General features: G+C 62.5%; 19 protein-coding genes. 8 read left to right on the forward strand and 11 right to left on the reverse strand.

Going from position 1 to position 16,772, the window contains the following annotated elements; translation table 11 throughout:
* The first annotated feature begins 88 nt into the window (after positions 1–88).
* The 3 genes from BLQ01_RS07805 to BLQ01_RS07815 all read left to right on the forward strand — a co-directional run bounded on the left by BLQ01_RS07805 (position 89) and on the right by BLQ01_RS07815 (position 2,369).
* The gene (locus BLQ01_RS07805) at positions 89–958 is read left to right on the forward strand and encodes an FG-GAP repeat domain-containing protein (RefSeq protein ID WP_091550958.1); all 870 of its coding nucleotides are present in this window, start codon (positions 89–91) and stop codon (positions 956–958) included.
* A 108-nt stretch (positions 959–1,066) separates the two neighbouring features.
* The gene (locus BLQ01_RS07810; protein ID WP_091550959.1) at positions 1,067–1,306 is read left to right on the forward strand and encodes a PLDc N-terminal domain-containing protein; all 240 of its coding nucleotides are present in this window, start codon (positions 1,067–1,069) and stop codon (positions 1,304–1,306) included.
* A 4-nt stretch (positions 1,307–1,310) separates the two neighbouring features.
* Positions 1,311–2,369, forward strand: coding sequence for a hypothetical protein (locus BLQ01_RS07815; protein WP_091550961.1), 1,059 nt, complete (start codon positions 1,311–1,313; stop codon positions 2,367–2,369).
* Between the two features lie 50 nt (positions 2,370–2,419).
* Here the strand turns inward: BLQ01_RS07815 and BLQ01_RS07820 are convergent, their stop codons facing one another.
* Together BLQ01_RS07820 and BLQ01_RS07825 are read right to left on the reverse strand one after the other, a co-directional pair.
* Entirely contained in the window at positions 2,420–2,725 is a 306-nt protein-coding gene (locus BLQ01_RS07820; protein ID WP_026542943.1) for a winged helix-turn-helix domain-containing protein, read from the reverse strand.
* Positions 2,722–3,165 carry a hypothetical protein gene (locus BLQ01_RS07825; RefSeq protein WP_091550963.1) on the reverse strand — a complete coding sequence of 148 codons (444 nt, stop codon included), beginning with the start codon at positions 3,163–3,165 and terminating at the stop codon, positions 2,722–2,724. The genes BLQ01_RS07820 and BLQ01_RS07825 overlap by 4 nt, the downstream gene beginning before the upstream one ends.
* Positions 3,166–3,345: 180 nt before the next feature.
* Here BLQ01_RS07825 and BLQ01_RS07830 point away from each other — a divergent pair, with 180 nt between their 5' ends.
* Positions 3,346–4,533 carry a TerC/Alx family metal homeostasis membrane protein gene (locus tag BLQ01_RS07830; protein WP_026542945.1) on the forward strand — a complete coding sequence of 396 codons (1,188 nt, stop codon included), beginning with the start codon at positions 3,346–3,348 and terminating at the stop codon, positions 4,531–4,533.
* Positions 4,534–4,557: 24 nt separating this feature from the next.
* Here BLQ01_RS07830 and BLQ01_RS07835 read toward each other — a convergent pair whose 3' ends face one another.
* The 3 genes from BLQ01_RS07835 to BLQ01_RS07845 are packed head-to-tail and all read right to left on the reverse strand — an operon-like array spanning position 4,558 to position 7,085.
* Positions 4,558–5,160, reverse strand: coding sequence for a TetR/AcrR family transcriptional regulator (locus BLQ01_RS07835; protein WP_091550965.1), 603 nt, complete (start codon positions 5,158–5,160; stop codon positions 4,558–4,560).
* Between the two features lie 57 nt (positions 5,161–5,217).
* Positions 5,218–6,057, reverse strand: a complete 840-nt coding sequence (locus BLQ01_RS07840; RefSeq protein ID WP_091550967.1) for an alpha/beta fold hydrolase — start codon at positions 6,055–6,057, stop codon at positions 5,218–5,220.
* A gap of 32 nt (positions 6,058–6,089) precedes the next feature.
* Positions 6,090–7,085: an NADP-dependent oxidoreductase gene (locus BLQ01_RS07845; protein ID WP_091550968.1), complete on the reverse strand. Its 996-nt coding sequence runs from the start codon at positions 7,083–7,085 to the stop codon at positions 6,090–6,092.
* Between the two features lie 189 nt (positions 7,086–7,274).
* Here BLQ01_RS07845 and BLQ01_RS07850 point away from each other — a divergent pair, with 189 nt between their 5' ends.
* Together BLQ01_RS07850 and BLQ01_RS07855 are read left to right on the forward strand one after the other, a co-directional pair.
* Positions 7,275–7,487 carry a hypothetical protein gene (locus BLQ01_RS07850; protein WP_091550970.1) on the forward strand — a complete coding sequence of 71 codons (213 nt, stop codon included), beginning with the start codon at positions 7,275–7,277 and terminating at the stop codon, positions 7,485–7,487.
* A gap of 99 nt (positions 7,488–7,586) precedes the next feature.
* Positions 7,587–8,738 carry a hypothetical protein gene (locus BLQ01_RS07855; RefSeq protein WP_091550972.1) on the forward strand — a complete coding sequence of 384 codons (1,152 nt, stop codon included), beginning with the start codon at positions 7,587–7,589 and terminating at the stop codon, positions 8,736–8,738.
* Between the two features lie 22 nt (positions 8,739–8,760).
* Here BLQ01_RS07855 and BLQ01_RS07860 read toward each other — a convergent pair whose 3' ends face one another.
* Positions 8,761–10,125 (reverse strand): MFS transporter, encoded by a 1,365-nt coding sequence (locus BLQ01_RS07860; RefSeq protein WP_091550974.1) that lies wholly within the window; start codon positions 10,123–10,125, stop codon positions 8,761–8,763.
* 143 nt (positions 10,126–10,268) lie between these two features.
* Between BLQ01_RS07860 and BLQ01_RS07865 the strand changes: the two genes are divergently transcribed.
* On the forward strand, positions 10,269–11,036 hold the full coding sequence (locus BLQ01_RS07865; RefSeq protein ID WP_091550975.1) for a tyrosine-protein phosphatase: 768 nt from the start codon (positions 10,269–10,271) through the stop codon (positions 11,034–11,036).
* 7 nt (positions 11,037–11,043) lie between these two features.
* Here the strand turns inward: BLQ01_RS07865 and BLQ01_RS07870 are convergent, their stop codons facing one another.
* The gene (locus tag BLQ01_RS07870; protein ID WP_091550977.1) at positions 11,044–11,781 is read right to left on the reverse strand and encodes a GAF and ANTAR domain-containing protein; all 738 of its coding nucleotides are present in this window, start codon (positions 11,779–11,781) and stop codon (positions 11,044–11,046) included.
* 265 nt (positions 11,782–12,046) lie between these two features.
* Here BLQ01_RS07870 and BLQ01_RS22620 point away from each other — a divergent pair, with 265 nt between their 5' ends.
* On the forward strand, positions 12,047–12,493 hold the full coding sequence (locus BLQ01_RS22620) for a hypothetical protein (RefSeq protein ID WP_254779285.1): 447 nt from the start codon (positions 12,047–12,049) through the stop codon (positions 12,491–12,493).
* A 107-nt stretch (positions 12,494–12,600) separates the two neighbouring features.
* Here the strand turns inward: BLQ01_RS22620 and BLQ01_RS07880 are convergent, their stop codons facing one another.
* Genes BLQ01_RS07880 through BLQ01_RS07895 form a run of 4 tightly spaced genes read right to left on the reverse strand, consistent with a single transcriptional unit; the run spans position 12,601 to position 16,569 of the window.
* Entirely contained in the window at positions 12,601–13,623 is a 1,023-nt protein-coding gene (locus BLQ01_RS07880) for a LacI family DNA-binding transcriptional regulator (RefSeq protein ID WP_091550978.1), read from the reverse strand.
* A 24-nt stretch (positions 13,624–13,647) separates the two neighbouring features.
* Positions 13,648–14,409, reverse strand: coding sequence for a cupin domain-containing protein (locus BLQ01_RS07885; RefSeq protein WP_309803627.1), 762 nt, complete (start codon positions 14,407–14,409; stop codon positions 13,648–13,650).
* Positions 14,396–15,436, reverse strand: coding sequence for a DUF6807 domain-containing protein (locus BLQ01_RS07890; RefSeq protein WP_091550982.1), 1,041 nt, complete (start codon positions 15,434–15,436; stop codon positions 14,396–14,398). The genes BLQ01_RS07885 and BLQ01_RS07890 overlap by 14 nt, the downstream gene beginning before the upstream one ends.
* A 26-nt stretch (positions 15,437–15,462) precedes the next feature.
* Positions 15,463–16,569: a Gfo/Idh/MocA family protein gene (locus BLQ01_RS07895; protein WP_091550984.1), complete on the reverse strand. Its 1,107-nt coding sequence runs from the start codon at positions 16,567–16,569 to the stop codon at positions 15,463–15,465.
* Between the last annotated feature and the right edge of the window lie 203 nt (positions 16,570–16,772).

A 16,772-nucleotide genomic window follows, 5' to 3' on the forward strand; every position in this document is an offset into this window, starting at 1 on the left:
GCTAATGGGGGTAACAGTGATGTTCCGATCAAAGTCGACCAAGAATTCCTGCCACAAAACACAGGGAAAACCAAGGCGCCCACTTTTCATGGGGACAACTCTGGCCGCGATCGGGGCCCTGCTGTTGGGCACCACAGCACTTCCAGCACAGGCAGCCCAGCCGGGCACACGCGCATCAAGCGTCCCAACAAATAACTGGGACTACGTCGACATCAACACAAGCTACTTTGACGACGTCCTGGCTCGAGATACCGCCGGCGACCTTTGGGTTTACCCCGGGGACGGCAAGGGCGGGTGGAAGAAGCCCCGCTTCAAGATGGGCGAGGGCTGGAATGTGATGACTGCCATCATCGGCGCAGGCAAGTTCCAAAGCGAGTTCAACGACGACATTCTTGCCCGCGATACCAACGGCGACATGTGGCTCTACCCTGGCGGTTACGGGTACCTCAAACCACGAACCAAAGTGGGATTCGGCTGGAATGCCATGACGGCAATCATGGGTCCTGGCGACTTCGACGGCGACTATTGTGCCGACGTCATCGCCCGCGACGCGGAAGGCCGACTCTGGTTGTACCCCGGGGACCACGCCGGCGGCTGGAAACCCCGGAGCCAAATCGGTGTCGGCTGGAACGTGATGACAGCCCTGATCGGGCGCGGTGACTTCAACGAGGACGGCAAGCGGGACGTCATGGCCCGGGAAACCAGCGGAGCACTGTGGCTTTACCCTGGCGACGGCAAGGGCGGGTGGCTGCCCCGCATGCAGGTGGGCGAGGGCTGGAATGCCATGACGGCGATCATCGCAACCGGAAGATTCGACGGCAACTACCCCGGCTACTCACAGATCATCGCCCGCGACGCCAACGGAGACCTTTGGCTCTACCCCGGGGTCGGCAGCCGTCACTTGGAACCAAGGAAGAAGATCGGGGAAGGCTGGAACGTCATGACCGCGCTGATCTGACCCAACCCAAGCGTCCGTCAACGGCAGGCACCCAAAGCGGGCTCCGGCGTCGTACGTCTGCAGCGCCAGTGCTACTTTGTACGGAAGCTGCAGGTTCAGGGGGATGACATGGAAGCTTGGGAATGGGTCTTGGTGCTGCTGGCGGGACTGTCCGCTGTGTTCGTGATGGGAGCGAACATTTGGGCAATCTTCGATGTCCTGCGGCAGGACGGGCTCGATCAAATTGCCCGGATCCTGTGGGTCCTGCTGTTCTTCGTGGTACCGCTGTTCGGTGTTGTGGTGTGGCTGTACGCGAAGCCGCGGCTGACAAACATGAGCGGAGGCATACGCCTTCGCAGAACCCTCTAGTGCCATGAATTCACTGCTCCAAGGCCCCCGAGGACGCCGCCTTTGCCTTGAACTCGCCATGGAAATGGATCAGGACATCCGGATCGCCGTCTTCCATCTCGGGTACAACCTCGATCCCGGCGCCGGCAGGTCACGAAAACTCTTGACCATGAATCCCTCCGGAGAGGCCCCACCTCCCCCGCCGCAGCCAACCGTGGATCAACTCGCGGCACTGATCAGGGCCCTGGATCTTCGGAACATCACGGACGCGCCGATTCACTACGCCCTTCAACGCGCAGTAGATACCGCCAGATACTGGCAGGAGCCCGACGGCGAGGACGTCCTCGCCGCCACCGAGGAAATCACAGGGTCCCTGGCGCATATCGCCAAGAGTCTGAAAGGAAAACGCGGAACCCAGTGGTGGGACCAGAAGGCCCTACCCGGACAATGGGCCATCGACTGGCGTGCAGAATCAGATCCCACACCGCTCCCCCGAAACCCGCAACACACCCTGGCCGAATGGGGACGAAAGGAACGGGCTGAGGAAATCCGCGCGGCCAAGGAACGGCCACAAGACCCTCACGCCAACTTCAGTGGCGAGTGGTGGTCGATCCCCCACGGGCTGATTCACACGGTGGCGCGAATCCCCGACGGGCTCAGCCTGGTTGAAGATTCCCTCGGATGGGAAGAAGCAACCGTGATCCCCGTCGCCGGAATGGGCAGGATTTTGGAGATCACCACAGAAGCGGACTGGATCAAGCTGTGCAGGGATTTCCCCTTGGAGGTCACCGCGTCCCGGCGTCACGACTGGTTCCGCACCACTGGCCGCCATGGCCGCTGGGTCATCCCCGACTGGGAACTGGCCGCCAAAGAATGGGATGCCGTACATCTCACTGTCGCCGGCTACCTCAGTTCTGCTGGCCGGGCCCTACAAGTCGGTGAAGACACCGCAAGCGTCATCGCGGGCTGGGATCCCGGCAGCACCATTTGGCTCACGGACGTGGCCCGCGAAACTGAGGGTCCGCGGCAGCTCTGGCACCGGCCGCACAACGAGGACCTGTGGCAGTTGGTCCCGGCAGGCTGAACCCACCCTCGCAACCCGCCGCCGTCGTACCCTTCACGGAGCGCAAGCAGTCAGCCGCCCGCAATCTCCCGCAGCGTCTGCAAGTGCGCCGCCCACACGTCCCGCCCCGCAACAGTCAAACTCGCGGAAGTCCTCGGAAACTTACCGGCGAAGCTCTTCTTGATCTTCACGAACTCAGCCTTCTCCAAGATGGAGAGCTGTTTGCTCAGCACGGAGTCGCTTACCTGTATGGCGTCGCGCAAGTCCTTGAAGTCCAACGACTCCGCCTTGGCCAGCGCAGCCATGATGGAGAACCGGACCGGCGAATGCACTACCTCGTTGAGCTGGTGGCGCGGGTGTTCCGCCGGTGTGCTCATGCGCGCAGCTCACGGAAGGCGGCGGCGAGGCCAATGGCGGCCAGTGCGATAGCGGCCGGGATGTAGAACCAGAGGTTCCCGGTCGGGAACAAGATGGTGCCACCCACGAGGGCCGCGACATAGAGCCCGAAGTACCCCAGAAGTGACGTCAGGAAACGCTTGGTGTACCCGGCTTTGGTGGACCGTTGGAACATGGGCCAAATGCACGCCGTTAAAGCCGCCCAGACACCCACGGAGCATGCCAGCAAAGCAGCGCCATATCCCGTGTGAGTCACAATGTGCATCCCGATCATCAGCAGTGAACCCATGATGGCCAGGCTGGTGAACATGACAGCCACGGGCCAGGCCGCTGCGTTGATGGATGAAGCACCCACTGAGTCGGCCCTCGCAAGGAGTTCGCGGGCTTCAGCTGGTGTCATGCTGCCGGTGGTCTCGTTCATGGTTCCCCCAAAGTTGTGTGGATCAGTAGCTCCACCATAAGAAAGTACTTTCCAAGTTGTCAAGTACTTTCCCATGGAAGCCTAGTTAGCGCGCAAACCACGAGTCCCGGTAAATTTGATTCCACGAGTTTGACCCTCGGTGAGCAACACCACTCGCGCGCCTCACGAAAGCAGGATCATATGACCGTCTCTCCCCTCATCTGGGGCATCACCATCGTCGTCATTCTGGCGCTATTGGCCTTCGACTACTTCTTCCACATCCGCAAGGCACACGTCCCCTCCCTGAAGGAAGCCGCCATCTGGTCCTCCATTTACGTGGGCCTGGCTGTGGTCTTCGGCATCCTGGTGCTGGTCTTCGGCGGCGCCCAAATGGGCTCCGAGTACTTCGCCGGCTACATCACGGAGAAGGCCCTCTCGGTGGACAACCTGTTCGTGTTCCTGATCATCATGGCCAGCTTCCGGGTGCCGCGTGAGGATCAGCAGAAGGTCCTGCTCTTCGGCATCGTGTTCTCACTGATCGCCCGCACCGGCTTCATTTTCCTGGGCGCCGCGCTCATCAACTCGTTCGCGTGGGTGTTCTACATCTTCGGCCTCATCCTGCTGCTCACGGCCGGTAACCTGCTCAAGCCCGGCGACCACGGCGACGATCAAGCGAACAACTTCATCATCCGGCTCGCCAAAAAGCTTTTCCACACCACGGATAAGTACGACGGCGACAAGCTCTTCACCATGGTCAACGGCAAGAAAGCCCTGACTCCCATGCTCCTGGTGATGGTGGCCATTGGCGGCACGGACATCCTGTTCGCGCTCGACTCCATCCCGGCAATCTTCGGCCTCACCCAGAACGTATTCATCGTCTTCACCGCAACGGCGTTTTCCCTGATGGGCTTGCGCCAGCTCTACTTCCTGATCGACGGCCTGCTGGACCGCCTCATCTACCTCTCCTACGGCCTGGCAGCCATCCTGGCGTTCATCGGCGTCAAGCTGATCCTGCACGCCCTGCACGAGAACAACCTGCCGTTCATCAACGACGGCGAACACGTCAACGTCATCGAAATCACCACCGGCCTCTCACTCAGCGTGATCATCGGCGTCCTGATCATCACTGTGGTGCTTTCACTGATCAGCCCGGCGGGCAAGGCCCAGACGGCCATCAACAACGCCCGCCGCCACGCCGTCGATTACCTGGACCTCGACTACACGGCGGACGCCAACGAGCGCGAACGCATCTACCGTGCACTGACAGCCGAAGAGGCGCAGATCGTTCAGATGCCACTGAAGTACCGGAACAAAGCAAAGGACGTGGAGAAGATCCGCGAACAGGTGGCCGAAGCGCATCGCCAGCACGAGGCCTTCCTCAACCGCTAAATCCCGCGCAAATAGCTAAGACAGTCAGGCGCCCAGGAGCACGCTGATCTGATCCCGGATCTCGTCGCCAACCTGGGCGTCTGTCAGTTCCATGGTGGCCGATGACGTCATGCTGATGAACATGATCGAGGAGACGATCCGCGCCAGCTTGGCAGGGCCTCGGGCAAGCAATTGTTCGTCCCGGCGCAGGACGTCGGCAATGGCTTCTTCGGTGCGCATGGTCAGCGACAGCGCCTCCGCGTGGTGCGGCTCGGACGGGTCCCCGAAGACGATTTCCTTCAGGTAAGTCCGGCCGTTCTCGATCTGGACGCGGTTGCATACAATGATGGGCCGGATGATGGCCATCACCGCATCCAGCACCGCCTTTTCACTGGCCGCCGCGTCCACGCCTTTGGTAAAGGCCTGGGCGTACTTGACGTTGTGCACCAGCAGAAGCAGCTCCGCCTTGGTTTTGGCGTACAGGAACAAGGTTCCCGAACCGACGTCGGCCTTTTCAGCTACTTGCTGGGTAGTGACCTCATCCACCCCGTACTGGGTGAAAAGCTCACGGGCTGCCGCAGTGATGCGGTCAAGCTTTTCCTGCTTATTCCGCTCACGTCGGCCAAGGGTCTGGGGCGCAGGCTGCATGGAGCTACCGTATCAGCGGCGCCACATCAGCGGGCCGAAGTATCAGCGGGCGCCACATCATCGGCCTAGGAATTCGAGGGCTACGGGAACAAAGCGGTCGTGGAACTGGAAGATGCCGCCGTGCCCGGAGTCTGGGTAGATCACCAATTCGCTGCCCGGAATTCGCCGATGCATGTCGCTCGAAAGTACCGAGGGGACCATGCGGTCGTTGTCGCCGTTGGCGATCAACGTCGGTTGGGTGATGACGCCAAGATCGGCCGACGGCGACAATCCCCACCGGCGGATGGCTTTGAGTTGCGTCTGGAATGCGCCGAGTTTGATGGGCGCCTCGCGATTGGTGGTGCGTTCCTTGAGCCGGTTGATGAAGGCCCGGGCAGCCGGCTTGCCTGCGGCGTTCCGGTTGAAGAAGAGGAACTCCTTGGGGTCCTGCCGGGTGAGGGTTCCCCGGAGAACGTCGTAGTAAGTGGTCCCGATGATGTTCTGGATGCCTTCGCCACCTGCAGGGCCCGTGCCAGCGAGCACCATCTTGCGCACCATCGTGGGGTGCTTGAGCACCAGCGACTGGGCAATCATGCCGCCAAGGGAGAAGCCGAAAAGATCCACCTGCGGATAGCCGAGGGCCTGAATGAAGGCAGCGGCGTCATCGGCCATGCTTTCGATGCTGTCCGGAACACTGCCTGTAGACGCACCCACACCGCGGTTGCTGAAAGTGATCACGTGGTGCTTCGCGGCGATGGGATCGATGATGCGCGGATCCCAGTTGTCCATGGTCCCGGCCAGGTGGATCAGGAAAACTACGGGAACCCCGCCCTCGGGCCCCATCTCGCGGTACGCGTACGTAACATCGCCGGCCGTCACCGTTTTTGAAGGCACCTGCAAATACTGTTCGCTGCTCATGATTTTTTGTCCTATCGGGTGGTTGGTGGTGGCTAAAGGTGGCTGACGACGGTCTTGCCACGGACGCCGCCCTTTTCCAAGGCAGCAAGGACATCGGCCGTCTGTTCGAACGGGACTACCCGGCCCAGGACAGGCTTGATCTCCCCGGCATCGATGAGCGCCGCAATTTCCCTCAGCTGGTTGCCGTCTGCGTGCATGAAGAGGAACTCGTAGCTGACGCCCAAGCGGCGGGCTTTGCGGCGGATTCCCGAGCTCAGCAACGTCATCGCACCCAGCAGTACAGGGTTTCCGCCCAGCTGCCGGGCAAAACCCGCATCCGGCGGTCCCGCGATGCCGATAGCCTTGCCACCCTTTTTCAGGACCTTCAGGGACCGCTCCAGGTTCTCGCCGCCGAGGCTGTCCAGGACGAGGTCATAATCGTGAAGGATCTCCACGAAATCCTCGGTGCGGTAGTCAATCACCACGTCAGCGCAAAGTTCACGGACAAAGCCCTTATTGCCTGCGCTGACCGTGGTCGCGACCGTCGCACCCAGGTACTTGGCCAGTTGGATGGCAATGGAGCCCACTCCACCGGCCCCGGCGTGGATGAAGACCTTCTGGCCGGGGCCAACGTTTCCGCGCTCCACCAGTGCCTGCCAGGCGGTCAAAGCCACCAGCGGTAGCGAACCCGCTTCCTCCATGCTGATGGTGGCCGGTTTGATAGCCAGGTCTTCCTCGGCCACGGCGATGCGCTCCGCGAAGGTTCCAATAGTGTCGTTGCCGGGGCGGGCGAAAACCTCGTCGCCGGGCTTGAAGGACCGCACCTTCGACCCCACCTGCAGGACCACGCCAGCAACATCGTGGCCCAGGACCTGAGGCAGTTTATACGGGAGGATCTGCTTGAACTCCCCCAGCCTGATCTTCTCGTCCAACTGATTCAGGCCGGCTGCGTGGACCTGGACCAGCACATCGCGATCGCCGAGCACAGGCTCAGGAACGTCGGTCTGCTGCAGCGGTTCCTTGTACTGGTTGAGGACGAAGGCTTTCATGCGGGTTCTCCTATGCCTGGTTTACTGACTAAACTCAATTATGAGCGCACTCAGTAAATTAAGCAAGGGACAGCCCGGGTGAGGCCGCGAAGGGATCTTGTTGAGGAAAAGTAAGCATGCTTAGCTTAAGAACATCCCGGCTCCTCCCCTCCAGCAGGAGCCGGGTCCCGAACCTCAAAGGAGAGACCCATGGCAATCTGCGATACGTGCGGAAACGAGTACGACAAAACCTTCACCATCACCCAAGGCGAGCGCTCCGGCACCTTCGACAGCTTCGAATGCGCCATTCACGCGATGGCTCCAAATTGCGGACACTGCGGCTGCCGCATCCTCGGCCACGGCGTGGAAAACGAAACCGGCATGTTCTGCTGCGAGCACTGTGCCCAGCACACCGGCGTATAGTCGGCAGGCGCGGTTCACCGCTGGCCCGCACTACATAATGGTCGGGTGGGATGGCGGAAAAATGATGGCGCGAAAGAGCGATGGCGCACTAAGACACGATTGCCCCTGATCGTTGAGGCCATGGCGGCGTCCGAAGAAGATCCCGCCGTGCAGCGGCTGATCGATGCCTTCGGCGGTCAACCGGTGGCAGCCAAGGAACGGCTGGTGGGCGAACCTGCTTACCTTTCGAAGCGGCTGCAGTTCGCCTCTGGCAGCGAAATCATCATGCACGACGACGCCGTCGTGGCAGTCGTGCTGCACGCAGCACCTACCGGGTTCGCAGCCAACGGGTTCAATCTTTCCCAGTGGATCCAGGGTCTGGACAAGAACGCCACCCTTGCCGACCTCAAAGCCGCCATCGACGCACCCCGTACTCTCGGCGGCATGGGATTCATGCTGGACGGCGCGTACGCCGAACCAAGCTTCAAGAACAACCGCGGCTGGAATGACCCCGGCAACCTCCTCAGCATCAGTTTCACAGTGGAGGCTCCGCAACGCGCCTGCCGCCCGGAGGATGACGACTGCCCAAGCTGCTGCGATCTCCTGGTTCGCGCAAAGGCCCCGGACAGCGGAGTCTACGTGGAGCAGACCATCGCCGCGCTCGCCGGCGCCGCGGCCGCGGGACTGATCATCGAGAGTCCTCGCTGGGTTCCGCTCGCCGACCTCCATGCACTTCACGCATCCCGGCTCATGGAACGGGTGGAGAGCCAACTCAGCTGCACGGCGTGCAAGCGAATCATCTGCCTGACCCTGTATCGCGAGTCACCAGCCACCTTCGAATTCACCGTATTCAATGAAGCCCGGCAGCGACCTCTCGAAGCCATCCCGCCGGTTGAGCAGTGGGGTGATGACCTGAGGCTCGCCCAAGACCGCGACGCCATGCACTACGTGGACCACCAGCCTGGCTCGTGGTTCCTGGTGGAACAGCAAGGAACCCTGTTCCTGGAAGCACGGTACTGGCGCAACTCGATGGTGGATTCCTCGGCCCTGATCCGTTTGGACCAAGCCGAAACCGACTCCTACCGGGCCGGCGGACACGATTACCTCTCCGAGCTCGTTCATCAAATCGACAAGAGCGGCCCCCACACGGATGGGTCTCCGTATTTTCAGAGGGACCTCTACCGCGGGCCGGACAGTGCCAACTTATCCAAGTGTTTCGCGGCAGCCATTGTGAATCACACGTGGATTGCTGAGCAGCGGCGAGGGTCGTGATGCGCGCTCGACTCTCTCAGCGCTAAACCGTGGGCTTCCGCCACATCACGGCCAGCACCAGCACCACGGCACTGAGCCCCAGCATCACCAGGACCATGATCCCCCAGTTCGCCTGGTTCACGCCCGGTCCATAGAGGACACCAATCAGCACGGTGGCCGTGATGGCGCCAAGGTAGCGGCAGGTCTGGAAAATTCCGGCGGCAACGCCCCGCTCCTCGGGACGGGCCGAAACATACAGGCCTTGGTTGGATGCGGTGCTTACAACGCCATACGGAACGCCCATCAGCGCTGTCAGCACGAACACCAGCGGAGCCCACAACGTCATGGTCAGGAAACCCAGCATTCCCGCCGCAACCGTCAGAATCAGGACGCCGGTGATCAGGACGGAACGAACACCGTACCGCTCAATGAACCTCACCGTCAGTGGCGTCACCACAACCGACAACGCCGCAAGGGGCAGCATCAGCAGGCCCACCACACCGGCGTCGTAATTTCCGGCCTCCTGCAGCAACTGCGGCAGGCCGAAGAACGCGAAGTAATAGACGCCGCTGAACACGATGAACAGCAGGTAGACCAGCAGCAGCGGCCGGTTCCTGCCCAGCAGCCGAAGGTCCAGGAACGGGGGCTGGAAGCGCAGCTCGCGCCAGGCGAAGAGAGCGCCGATCACCGTGGCGGCACCCAGCAGGTACCAACGGTAGCCGGGCATCACGTTGAGCAGCGCCATCATGGCGAGCATCAAGGACGTGACGAAGGCGAGGATGCCGGGGATATCGGAATCGCGGATCAGTTGACCGAGCTTTCCGGTCTCGCGCCCGGAATCCACTGGCGCCACTTTGTACACCACAAACATGGCCAGCAAAGCGATGGGCACGTTGATCGCGAACAGCGCCTGCCACCCCACCAGGCTCACCAAAAGCCCGCCCACCACGGGTCCCACGGCAGCGGCGGACGTGTTTGCCATCTGGATCCGGCCCAAGGGCCGCGTAGACGGCAAGTTGGCCAGCTTGCTCAGCTCGGTGACCATCACGACGGCGGACGGGTACGCCGTCGCGGTCCCCACGGCCATAAGTGCGCGGGCCACGCAAACCAGCGCGAAATTGGGGAGGAACGGTGCGATGGCACAGGTGACCGCCACCAACGCCATCCCGAACATGAACAGGCGCCGAGGGCCGAAGCGATCGGCGAGCCGCCCCATCAGCGGCTGGCCGGCGGCGGAGGCGAGATAGAAGGAGGTGATCACCCAGGTGACCGTGGCGACGTCGAGCTCGAAATGCTCCCTCAGGACCACCAACGCGACGGCGATCATGGACGAGTTCAGCGGATTCAGCGCCGTCCCAAGGCTCAGCGCAAAGATCGCGAGGCCGGGGCGGGGTTTGTTGACGGTCACCCAACCCAGTGTGCTCCATTGTTGCCTCGGGTCACCAAACAGGGTCACAGGGCGGACAATCGCGGACGTTTACTGGGAGGATGCTCCCATAATCCACCTGTAGCATTACGCACACACTGCGCCGGACAAGCTAGGAATCTCATTTGGAAACTCTGGACCTCTCCCCCGTCAACCTGCGCGACCTCGGCGGGCTTCCCGTGTCCGGCGGCACCACCCGCTCCGGCGTGCTTCTCCGCAGCGACGACGTCTCGGTAATGCCTGCCGCGTTCGCCCAGCAAATGATCGACGACGGCGTCACGTCGGTCATCGATCTCCGCTCACCGGAAGAGGCACTCTTCACCGGGCGGGGTCCATTGACCGTTGCCGGCGTCAGCTACCACCACCTCGCATTGACGGCGTCCATTGCGTCGCCGGAAACCCTCAGCCACGACATGATGACGGCCGCCACCACCCCGGCTCACGTGGGCGCCTGGTACGCCAACCTGCTCGAGACCCAGGCCCGGCAGCTCGCCCTCGGTGTGACCTTGGTTGCCATGGCCGATGGCGCCACCGTCTTCCACTGCGCGGCCGGCAAGGATCGTACGGGAGTGTTCGCCGCCGTCGTGCTTTCTGCGTTGGGCGCTACGCCGGAAACCATCTCGGCCGACTATGCCGTCACCGCCACCCGCCTGCCGCAGCTGTTCCCGAGACTTAGGGCCATCCTGGGCGGGCTCATGCCGGATCGCGTGCTGGATGAGGAAGCCATCAAGAGCATGGGCGCCATGATGGGCGCCCACGCCGAGTCCATGGAGGCCATGCAGGCGCTGCTGATTGAGCGGCACGGAAGCGTGCTGGAGCCGGTTCGGCGTGCCGGGTTGTCCGACGCCACCGTCGCCCAACTGCGTGAGCGTTTGGTGGTTCCGGGCAGCTGAAGGCCGCCTACTCCTCGAAGTGCGTAGTGACCGTGCCCGAGGAAACTGCCGCGATGATCGACTTGGCCAGATGCCGCAGCTTAATGTTGCGGTTGCTGGATGCTGTGCGGAGGATGGTGAAGGCCTCATCCTGGCTGCACTTGTTCTGCGCCATGATCGCTCCAACAGCGAGGTCGATCACGGTGCGGGACTGCATAGCCGCAGCGAGGTCGTTCCTGGCATCGCTGAGCTGGGCGATCTTCAGGGCCAGACGCAACGACTTGGAGGCATGCTGGGCAAAGACTTCGGCACGTTCAACGTCGGACTCGCTGAAGGCGTCGGTTCGTTCTGAATAGAGATTCAGGGCAGCCCGCGTATCGCCCTCCACCATGAGGGGGACACTGAGAATGGACCGGAGTCCATGATGTGATGCCGCAGCGACGTACTCGGGCCAGCGATGCTCCTTCAGCAGGTCCGGCACCAGCACGGAGGTCAGCTTATCCATGGCCGTGAGGCAGGGGCCCTCAAAGTCGTTTTGAAGTTCGTCCATTGCCTGGGCGCGGTCATCGCTGCTGGCCGCCGTGGCCGCCTTCTTCCGGCGCAGCACGGTGATGCCGCAAAAGACGGTGGCGTCGGGATGCGAGAGGCTCTCGGCAGAGAAAGCCGCGAGATCGGCGAGAAAAGCTTCTACATCTTCACTGCCCAGGACTAGATCCAAAAAGTTTCCATTCTGGAGAGCTTCCTGCTCAGGGCGGGGGTTGACCATGCACGTTCCTACTGACTGAAATGCGTCCCCAGCAGACAGCAAAGGAGCGAAAAGGGCCGCCCTCTGCAAAACGGTCTGGCAATACCTTATCGTCCAACGATCAACGGTACAAAGTGCGGCTCGAAAGGTTTTGACCTGCGGCAACGCAAGCGGCGAGGAGCTATTTTGTCAACCCCGGGCAGGCTTTCGGATCAACCAAGAAGTAAGTAGGCTTACTATGCAAGCGCGGCCTGGTATCAGGCCTTTCATGCAAAGGAGTCAACTGATGGGCATAGAAGACAGCATCCGCAAGACCGCCGAAAACGCAATGGAAGATTTGGCCGGCACGTCCGATCCCGTGAACAATGACCGGGTCCCCGAGCCCGGCGAAAAGGATGACGACGTCCAGGTCCACTCCTCCATCAGCGAGGGCTCCAACGCCATGGACTCGGATGTGCCGGGCGAGAATGATGACCCGCGCACGGCCGGCCACGCGGAAACCGGAACCACACACGGGACCGCTTCGCACGGCACTGCTTCACATAGCACTGATTCACCCGAGACGACGGACGACGCCGACACCAGCCGCGGCAGCGAAGCGGACACTGACGTTTCGGCCGCCTCAGGTGACGTATCCGGCCCGGCAGGACTGCCACAGGACGATCCCGACGACCTGCGTGCCGATCCATCCGAAGGCGGCGGGGACCCGTCGACGAGCATGGGCCGGGGCTAAGCACGCCCAGCTGAGAAGCCCGGCTAAGACCGCTCTGACGGGACGCCCGGCTAACACCCCTCTGCCAAAGCGCCCTGCTAAGACCGCTTGGGGTTAGGCAGACCCGGCTAAGAAACCGGCCCCGCCGTCGAGCCCCTCACCACCAGCTCCGTGCCGAGTTCGATTCGCTGAGGCAATTCCTCATCACCTTCAAGGTGCCGGAGCAGCGCACGCATGGCCGTCTCAGCCATCTGCACCACAGGCTGGCGGATGGTGGTGAGGCCGGGCTCGATCCATTCCGCGGCGGGGATGTCATCGAAGCCGATAATGGAGAGGTCCTCAGGAATCCGGAGGCCTGCCGAGCGCGCAGCCCGGTAGGCGCCGAGGGCTTGGGCGTCGTTGCCGGTGAAGATCGCTGTGGGCCGGTCGGGAAGGGCCAACAACGCCTCGGTCCCCCGCGCTCCGGACTCTGTGGAGAAGTCGCCGGGCACCATCAGGGTCGGATCAGCTTCCACGCCCCCACGGCGCAGCGCCGCAAGGTACCCGTCTTCACGGGCACTGCTGCACTGGAGGTCATCGCGTCCACCGATCATGCCGATTCTCTTGTGGCCAAGCTTCAGCAAATGCTCGGTGGCCGAGAAAGCACCGTCCCAGTTGGCTGCGCCCACAGTCATGAGATCCGGTCCGGGCTGGCCCACAGGATCGATCAGGATCACGGGAATGCCGAGCGACTTGATCCGTTGGATCTGCTTGGAGTCCAGTTCGTACACGGCGAGCAGGACGCCGTCGGACTTTCGCTCCGCAAGGTTCGCCAGCCACGGCCGGATCCTCGAGCCGTCCAGTGACAAGCTGCTGACCACTGTGCCGTACCCGGCTTCCTGGGCCACCCGCTCCACGCCTTCGATGATCTCGCACGCCCACTCCGAACCCATGCCCGGGAAGACGAGGTCAATGAGCCCGGCCTTCTTGCTGCGCTTGGCGGGGCGGCGCGCGTAGTCGCGTTTGGCGATGATTTCTTCAACCCTCGCGCGGGTAGCTGCCGCGACGTGCGCATGGCCGTTGAGGACCTTGGAAACCGTGGGCACGGACACGCCGGCTTCCCGGGCGATCTCGCTGATCGTCGCCCGTCCCGAGTCCTGCTTGGTTACCATGGTCCCCACCTTCCCGGCCGGAAATCACGTCCCGGCGATGACAGTTTCGGAAAGTTCCCACGCTTGGATCCGGCCACACATGCCGTAGATCCTGCGGGTTTTCCGTTCGCCCATCGTAGTCCTCGCATCCTGCATGTAGAAACTTTCCATGGACCCAAGAGAGGCCAACTGCTCCCCTGTGAGGCCGGCCTGTCGCTCGGCGCCCTGGTTGAGGTATCCGCGCCAGCGTTCGGTTTTCCCCCTCACCAAGCGCGCTGCGGCAGCATGAAAGTCTGCGAGCGCCGAAACACCTGTTTCCTGCACGGCAGCTTTCAGTTCCAGATATCCCTCCAACGCCAGGTCACGACGACGGCGCGCAGCCGCCTCGGCGGACGCGTCACCGCCGTCGGCGTTCTTTGACGGCAGGGCGGCGGCGCGCGCGTAAGTATCGTGATCCACCAGGTGCCCGGGCGGAAACGTCATCACGGCGTCGCCATTCTCGGGCAGCCCCGCGTTCTGCATGACCACCAGAACCCTGAGGTCCCCCGAATCGTTGATGGCGCGGTGCACAGTACCCGGCGTAAACCACACCACGGTTCCCGGCGTCAGCGCAGTGGAAGTAAAGCCCCGGGAATCCAAAGTCTCCAGCCGTCCGACGCCCTGCTGCACCACGTACGCTTCCGTGGACGCAGTGTGCAGGTGCGGCGACCCTCCGGCCGCGCCATCCAGTCCGGGCCAATCGTAAATACTGACCTCGGACACGGCGGTTGCGCCCGGGAATGACGTGCACATCTCAGGCCCAGGCATCCAACGCTGTTTTCGCAGCGTCGGCGAGCGCTGCGGCCTGCTGGTCTTCCAGCGCGCCGTCAGAAATCACGACGGCGTACCGGTACGTCAGCGGCTGCCCCTCCTTGAGCGGGACTACTTCGCTGAAGAACGGAGCCGAACCGAGGCACGCAAACATGGACGAGCGGGCAAACCACTGGTTGGAGGCACCCGGGTTGGCTTGGTCCTCGACGAACAGGACGCTGGACTTCCGGCAGGTGACATCGTGCTGGCCGGTGAAGGCGATCCATGGTGAGCGGGTGCCCATGAACTCGTCCCCGCCGGTCCCCTTTTCGGATCGGAATTCCCCGCCGGTGAAGGACCGGGGTCCGCGCCAGAACAAACCGCCGTATCCCGCGTTGTCGCGTCCCTCGGTGGTGGGGCTGCCGATTCCGATCACAGCACCCGAGACGTTCTCCATGGTGGTTTCGAAGAGGATCGTCCACGCGTTGCCGGCCGGGAGGAGTTGAATGGCGAAACGGCGCTGTTCGCGGATCAGGGGTGCGCCCTGCTGCCCTGGTTCGGCTGGCTGAGCGGTCCAGAGAAGCGTTTCCGCTGCGGTGATACCCGCGCTGGCGCCCTCTATGCCGGTGACCTCGATGCTGGTGAAGGCCTCGTGGTTCATGGCCCCGTTGTTGTCCAGGTTCGAGTAGCCGGTCTCGCGGGTGTAAGTGGCTCCGCCCCAGAAGTTGTGCTCGCCCACGTTTGGCAGCGCCCATGAGAGACCCTTGTGCCAGACGTGATCCCACGGCCTGGAAATGGTGACCTCGTCCCCCTCCAAGGTGGTGAGCGGGTGGAAGTAGGGACGGGGGCTCTCGTACTGGTCATCCGTGGGTCGGTAGGTGTACGTCGCGATGTCCTGGGTTCCGACCGTGAAGGTCAGGGAACTGCCATCGTCCGTGTAGCTCAGCGTGGTGGCAGGGGCGGTTTGGGTAGTGGTCTGGGCAGCGCTCGGGGCAGTGGCGGCTGGATTGGTTTGGGCAGGTGTGGTCTGGGCTGTGGTGGTCATCAGGGTCTCCGTTGTGAGTGGGGTTTTCAGGCGCGGGCTGTGGAAGCGAGGACGCGGGTGCCACGGCCCTCGCCGTCCATGCCCTCATAGAAGGGATGGCCGGGAACGATTTCTCCGCGTCGGACGGGCTGCCCAGTAAAGGCTGAAGCGTAAATGGCGGCAGCGAACTCCAGCGTTTGCCGCGCAGAGTCCGCGCCGGCTGGGAGCGGCAATCCGGCGTCGAGCGCTTCATACATGGCAAGGAACTGGGCGGAGTGGCCGCTGCCGCGTTCCAACGGTTTCGCATTCCACGCGGCGGACACGGAGTCCTCGTGCCCGGGAGCTGCGGTGATGGTCCAGTCCTTGGTGCCGTACCCGTAGAGGTGGCTGAGCTCGATGGTGGCAAATTCGCAGTCAATCCGGATGTCCGAGGTCTCCCGCGGCGAGAGCAGCGAGTTGGTCACGGTGGCCGCGGCGCCGTTCTCGAACCGGACCAGGGCGGCGGAGAAGTCTTCAGTGGAGGTGGCCCGGGCTTGCCGTGAAGCGATCGCGGTGACCTCTTCCCACGGTCCCAGCAGGTGGAGCAGGAGATCGAACTGGTGGATGCCGTGGCCCATGGTGGGTCCACCGCCCTCGGCCTTCCACGTGCCACGCCAGGGGAGGTCGAAGTACTCGTCCGGGCGGTACCAGAGGGTGTCGCAGCGGGCTACGAGCGGACGGCCAAAATCGCTGCCGCCGATCAGCGTACGGGCTGCGGCCGAGGCGTCCCCGAAACGATGCTGGAAGACGCAGGAGAACTGTGCGCCGCCTTTTACCTGGGCGTCGTTGAGGCGGTCGAAGTCGGCCAGGCTGAGGGCCGGCGGCTTCTCGGAGAGAATGTGGACACCTGCTTCGAGGCACTCGATCGCTTGGTCAATGTGCATCATGGGCGGCGTGCAGAGGTGCACGATGTCCGGCTTGGCCTCAGCCAGGAGTTCCGTGAGGCTCTGGTAGCGGCCGGCGATGCCGTGCTCATCCGCGAAGCCCTGCAGGCGGGACTCGTCCACATCGCACGCTGCCACTAACTCCGCCCGATTATCGGTCCGTGCCAGGTTGGACGCGTGGACTGCCGCGATCCCGCCTGTGCCAACAAGGGCCACTCTGTACGTGTGCATGTGAGTCTCTCCATCGGGATTCATTTCCGAAAGTTTCTTATTTCATCCGGGGAGTTTCTATCACTTCCGAGATGAATGCTTCCGCTTCACTGCTCAACGCTATGAAGCCTGCGCTGAACAAGTCAAGGGTTTGGGACTATGGAAACTAAATATGTATTTCTGATAGTTTCTAAAAATCATCTTCAGAATCCAAGGAGAAGCCT

This window comes from Arthrobacter sp. UNCCL28, assembly GCF_900102805.1.
Lineage (GTDB): Bacteria > Actinomycetota > Actinomycetes > Actinomycetales > Micrococcaceae > Arthrobacter > Arthrobacter nicotinovorans_A.

Bases quoted from the DNA above. Each gene is read 5' to 3' on its own strand.
- BLQ01_RS07805 (WP_091550958.1), top strand. From the start codon at position 89: ATGGGGACAACTCTGGCCGCGATCGGGGCCCTGCTGTTGGGCACCACA.
- BLQ01_RS07810 (WP_091550959.1), top strand. From the start codon at position 1,067: ATGGAAGCTTGGGAATGGGTCTTGGTGCTGCTGGCGGGACTGTCCGCT.
- BLQ01_RS07815 (WP_091550961.1), top strand. From the start codon at position 1,311: ATGAATTCACTGCTCCAAGGCCCCCGAGGACGCCGCCTTTGCCTTGAA.
- BLQ01_RS07820 (WP_026542943.1), bottom strand. From the start codon at position 2,725: ATGAGCACACCGGCGGAACACCCGCGCCACCAGCTCAACGAGGTAGTG.
- BLQ01_RS07825 (WP_091550963.1), bottom strand. From the start codon at position 3,165: ATGAACGAGACCACCGGCAGCATGACACCAGCTGAAGCCCGCGAACTC.
- BLQ01_RS07830 (WP_026542945.1), top strand. From the start codon at position 3,346: ATGACCGTCTCTCCCCTCATCTGGGGCATCACCATCGTCGTCATTCTG.
- BLQ01_RS07835 (WP_091550965.1), bottom strand. From the start codon at position 5,160: ATGCAGCCTGCGCCCCAGACCCTTGGCCGACGTGAGCGGAATAAGCAG.
- BLQ01_RS07840 (WP_091550967.1), bottom strand. From the start codon at position 6,057: ATGAGCAGCGAACAGTATTTGCAGGTGCCTTCAAAAACGGTGACGGCC.
- BLQ01_RS07845 (WP_091550968.1), bottom strand. From the start codon at position 7,085: ATGAAAGCCTTCGTCCTCAACCAGTACAAGGAACCGCTGCAGCAGACC.
- BLQ01_RS07850 (WP_091550970.1), top strand. From the start codon at position 7,275: ATGGCAATCTGCGATACGTGCGGAAACGAGTACGACAAAACCTTCACC.
- BLQ01_RS07870 (WP_091550977.1), bottom strand. From the start codon at position 11,781: ATGGTCAACCCCCGCCCTGAGCAGGAAGCTCTCCAGAATGGAAACTTT.
- BLQ01_RS22620 (WP_254779285.1), top strand. From the start codon at position 12,047: ATGGGCATAGAAGACAGCATCCGCAAGACCGCCGAAAACGCAATGGAA.
- BLQ01_RS07880 (WP_091550978.1), bottom strand. From the start codon at position 13,623: ATGGTAACCAAGCAGGACTCGGGACGGGCGACGATCAGCGAGATCGCC.
- BLQ01_RS07885 (WP_309803627.1), bottom strand. From the start codon at position 14,409: ATGCCTGGGCCTGAGATGTGCACGTCATTCCCGGGCGCAACCGCCGTG.
- BLQ01_RS07890 (WP_091550982.1), bottom strand. From the start codon at position 15,436: ATGACCACCACAGCCCAGACCACACCTGCCCAAACCAATCCAGCCGCC.
- BLQ01_RS07895 (WP_091550984.1), bottom strand. From the start codon at position 16,569: ATGCACACGTACAGAGTGGCCCTTGTTGGCACAGGCGGGATCGCGGCA.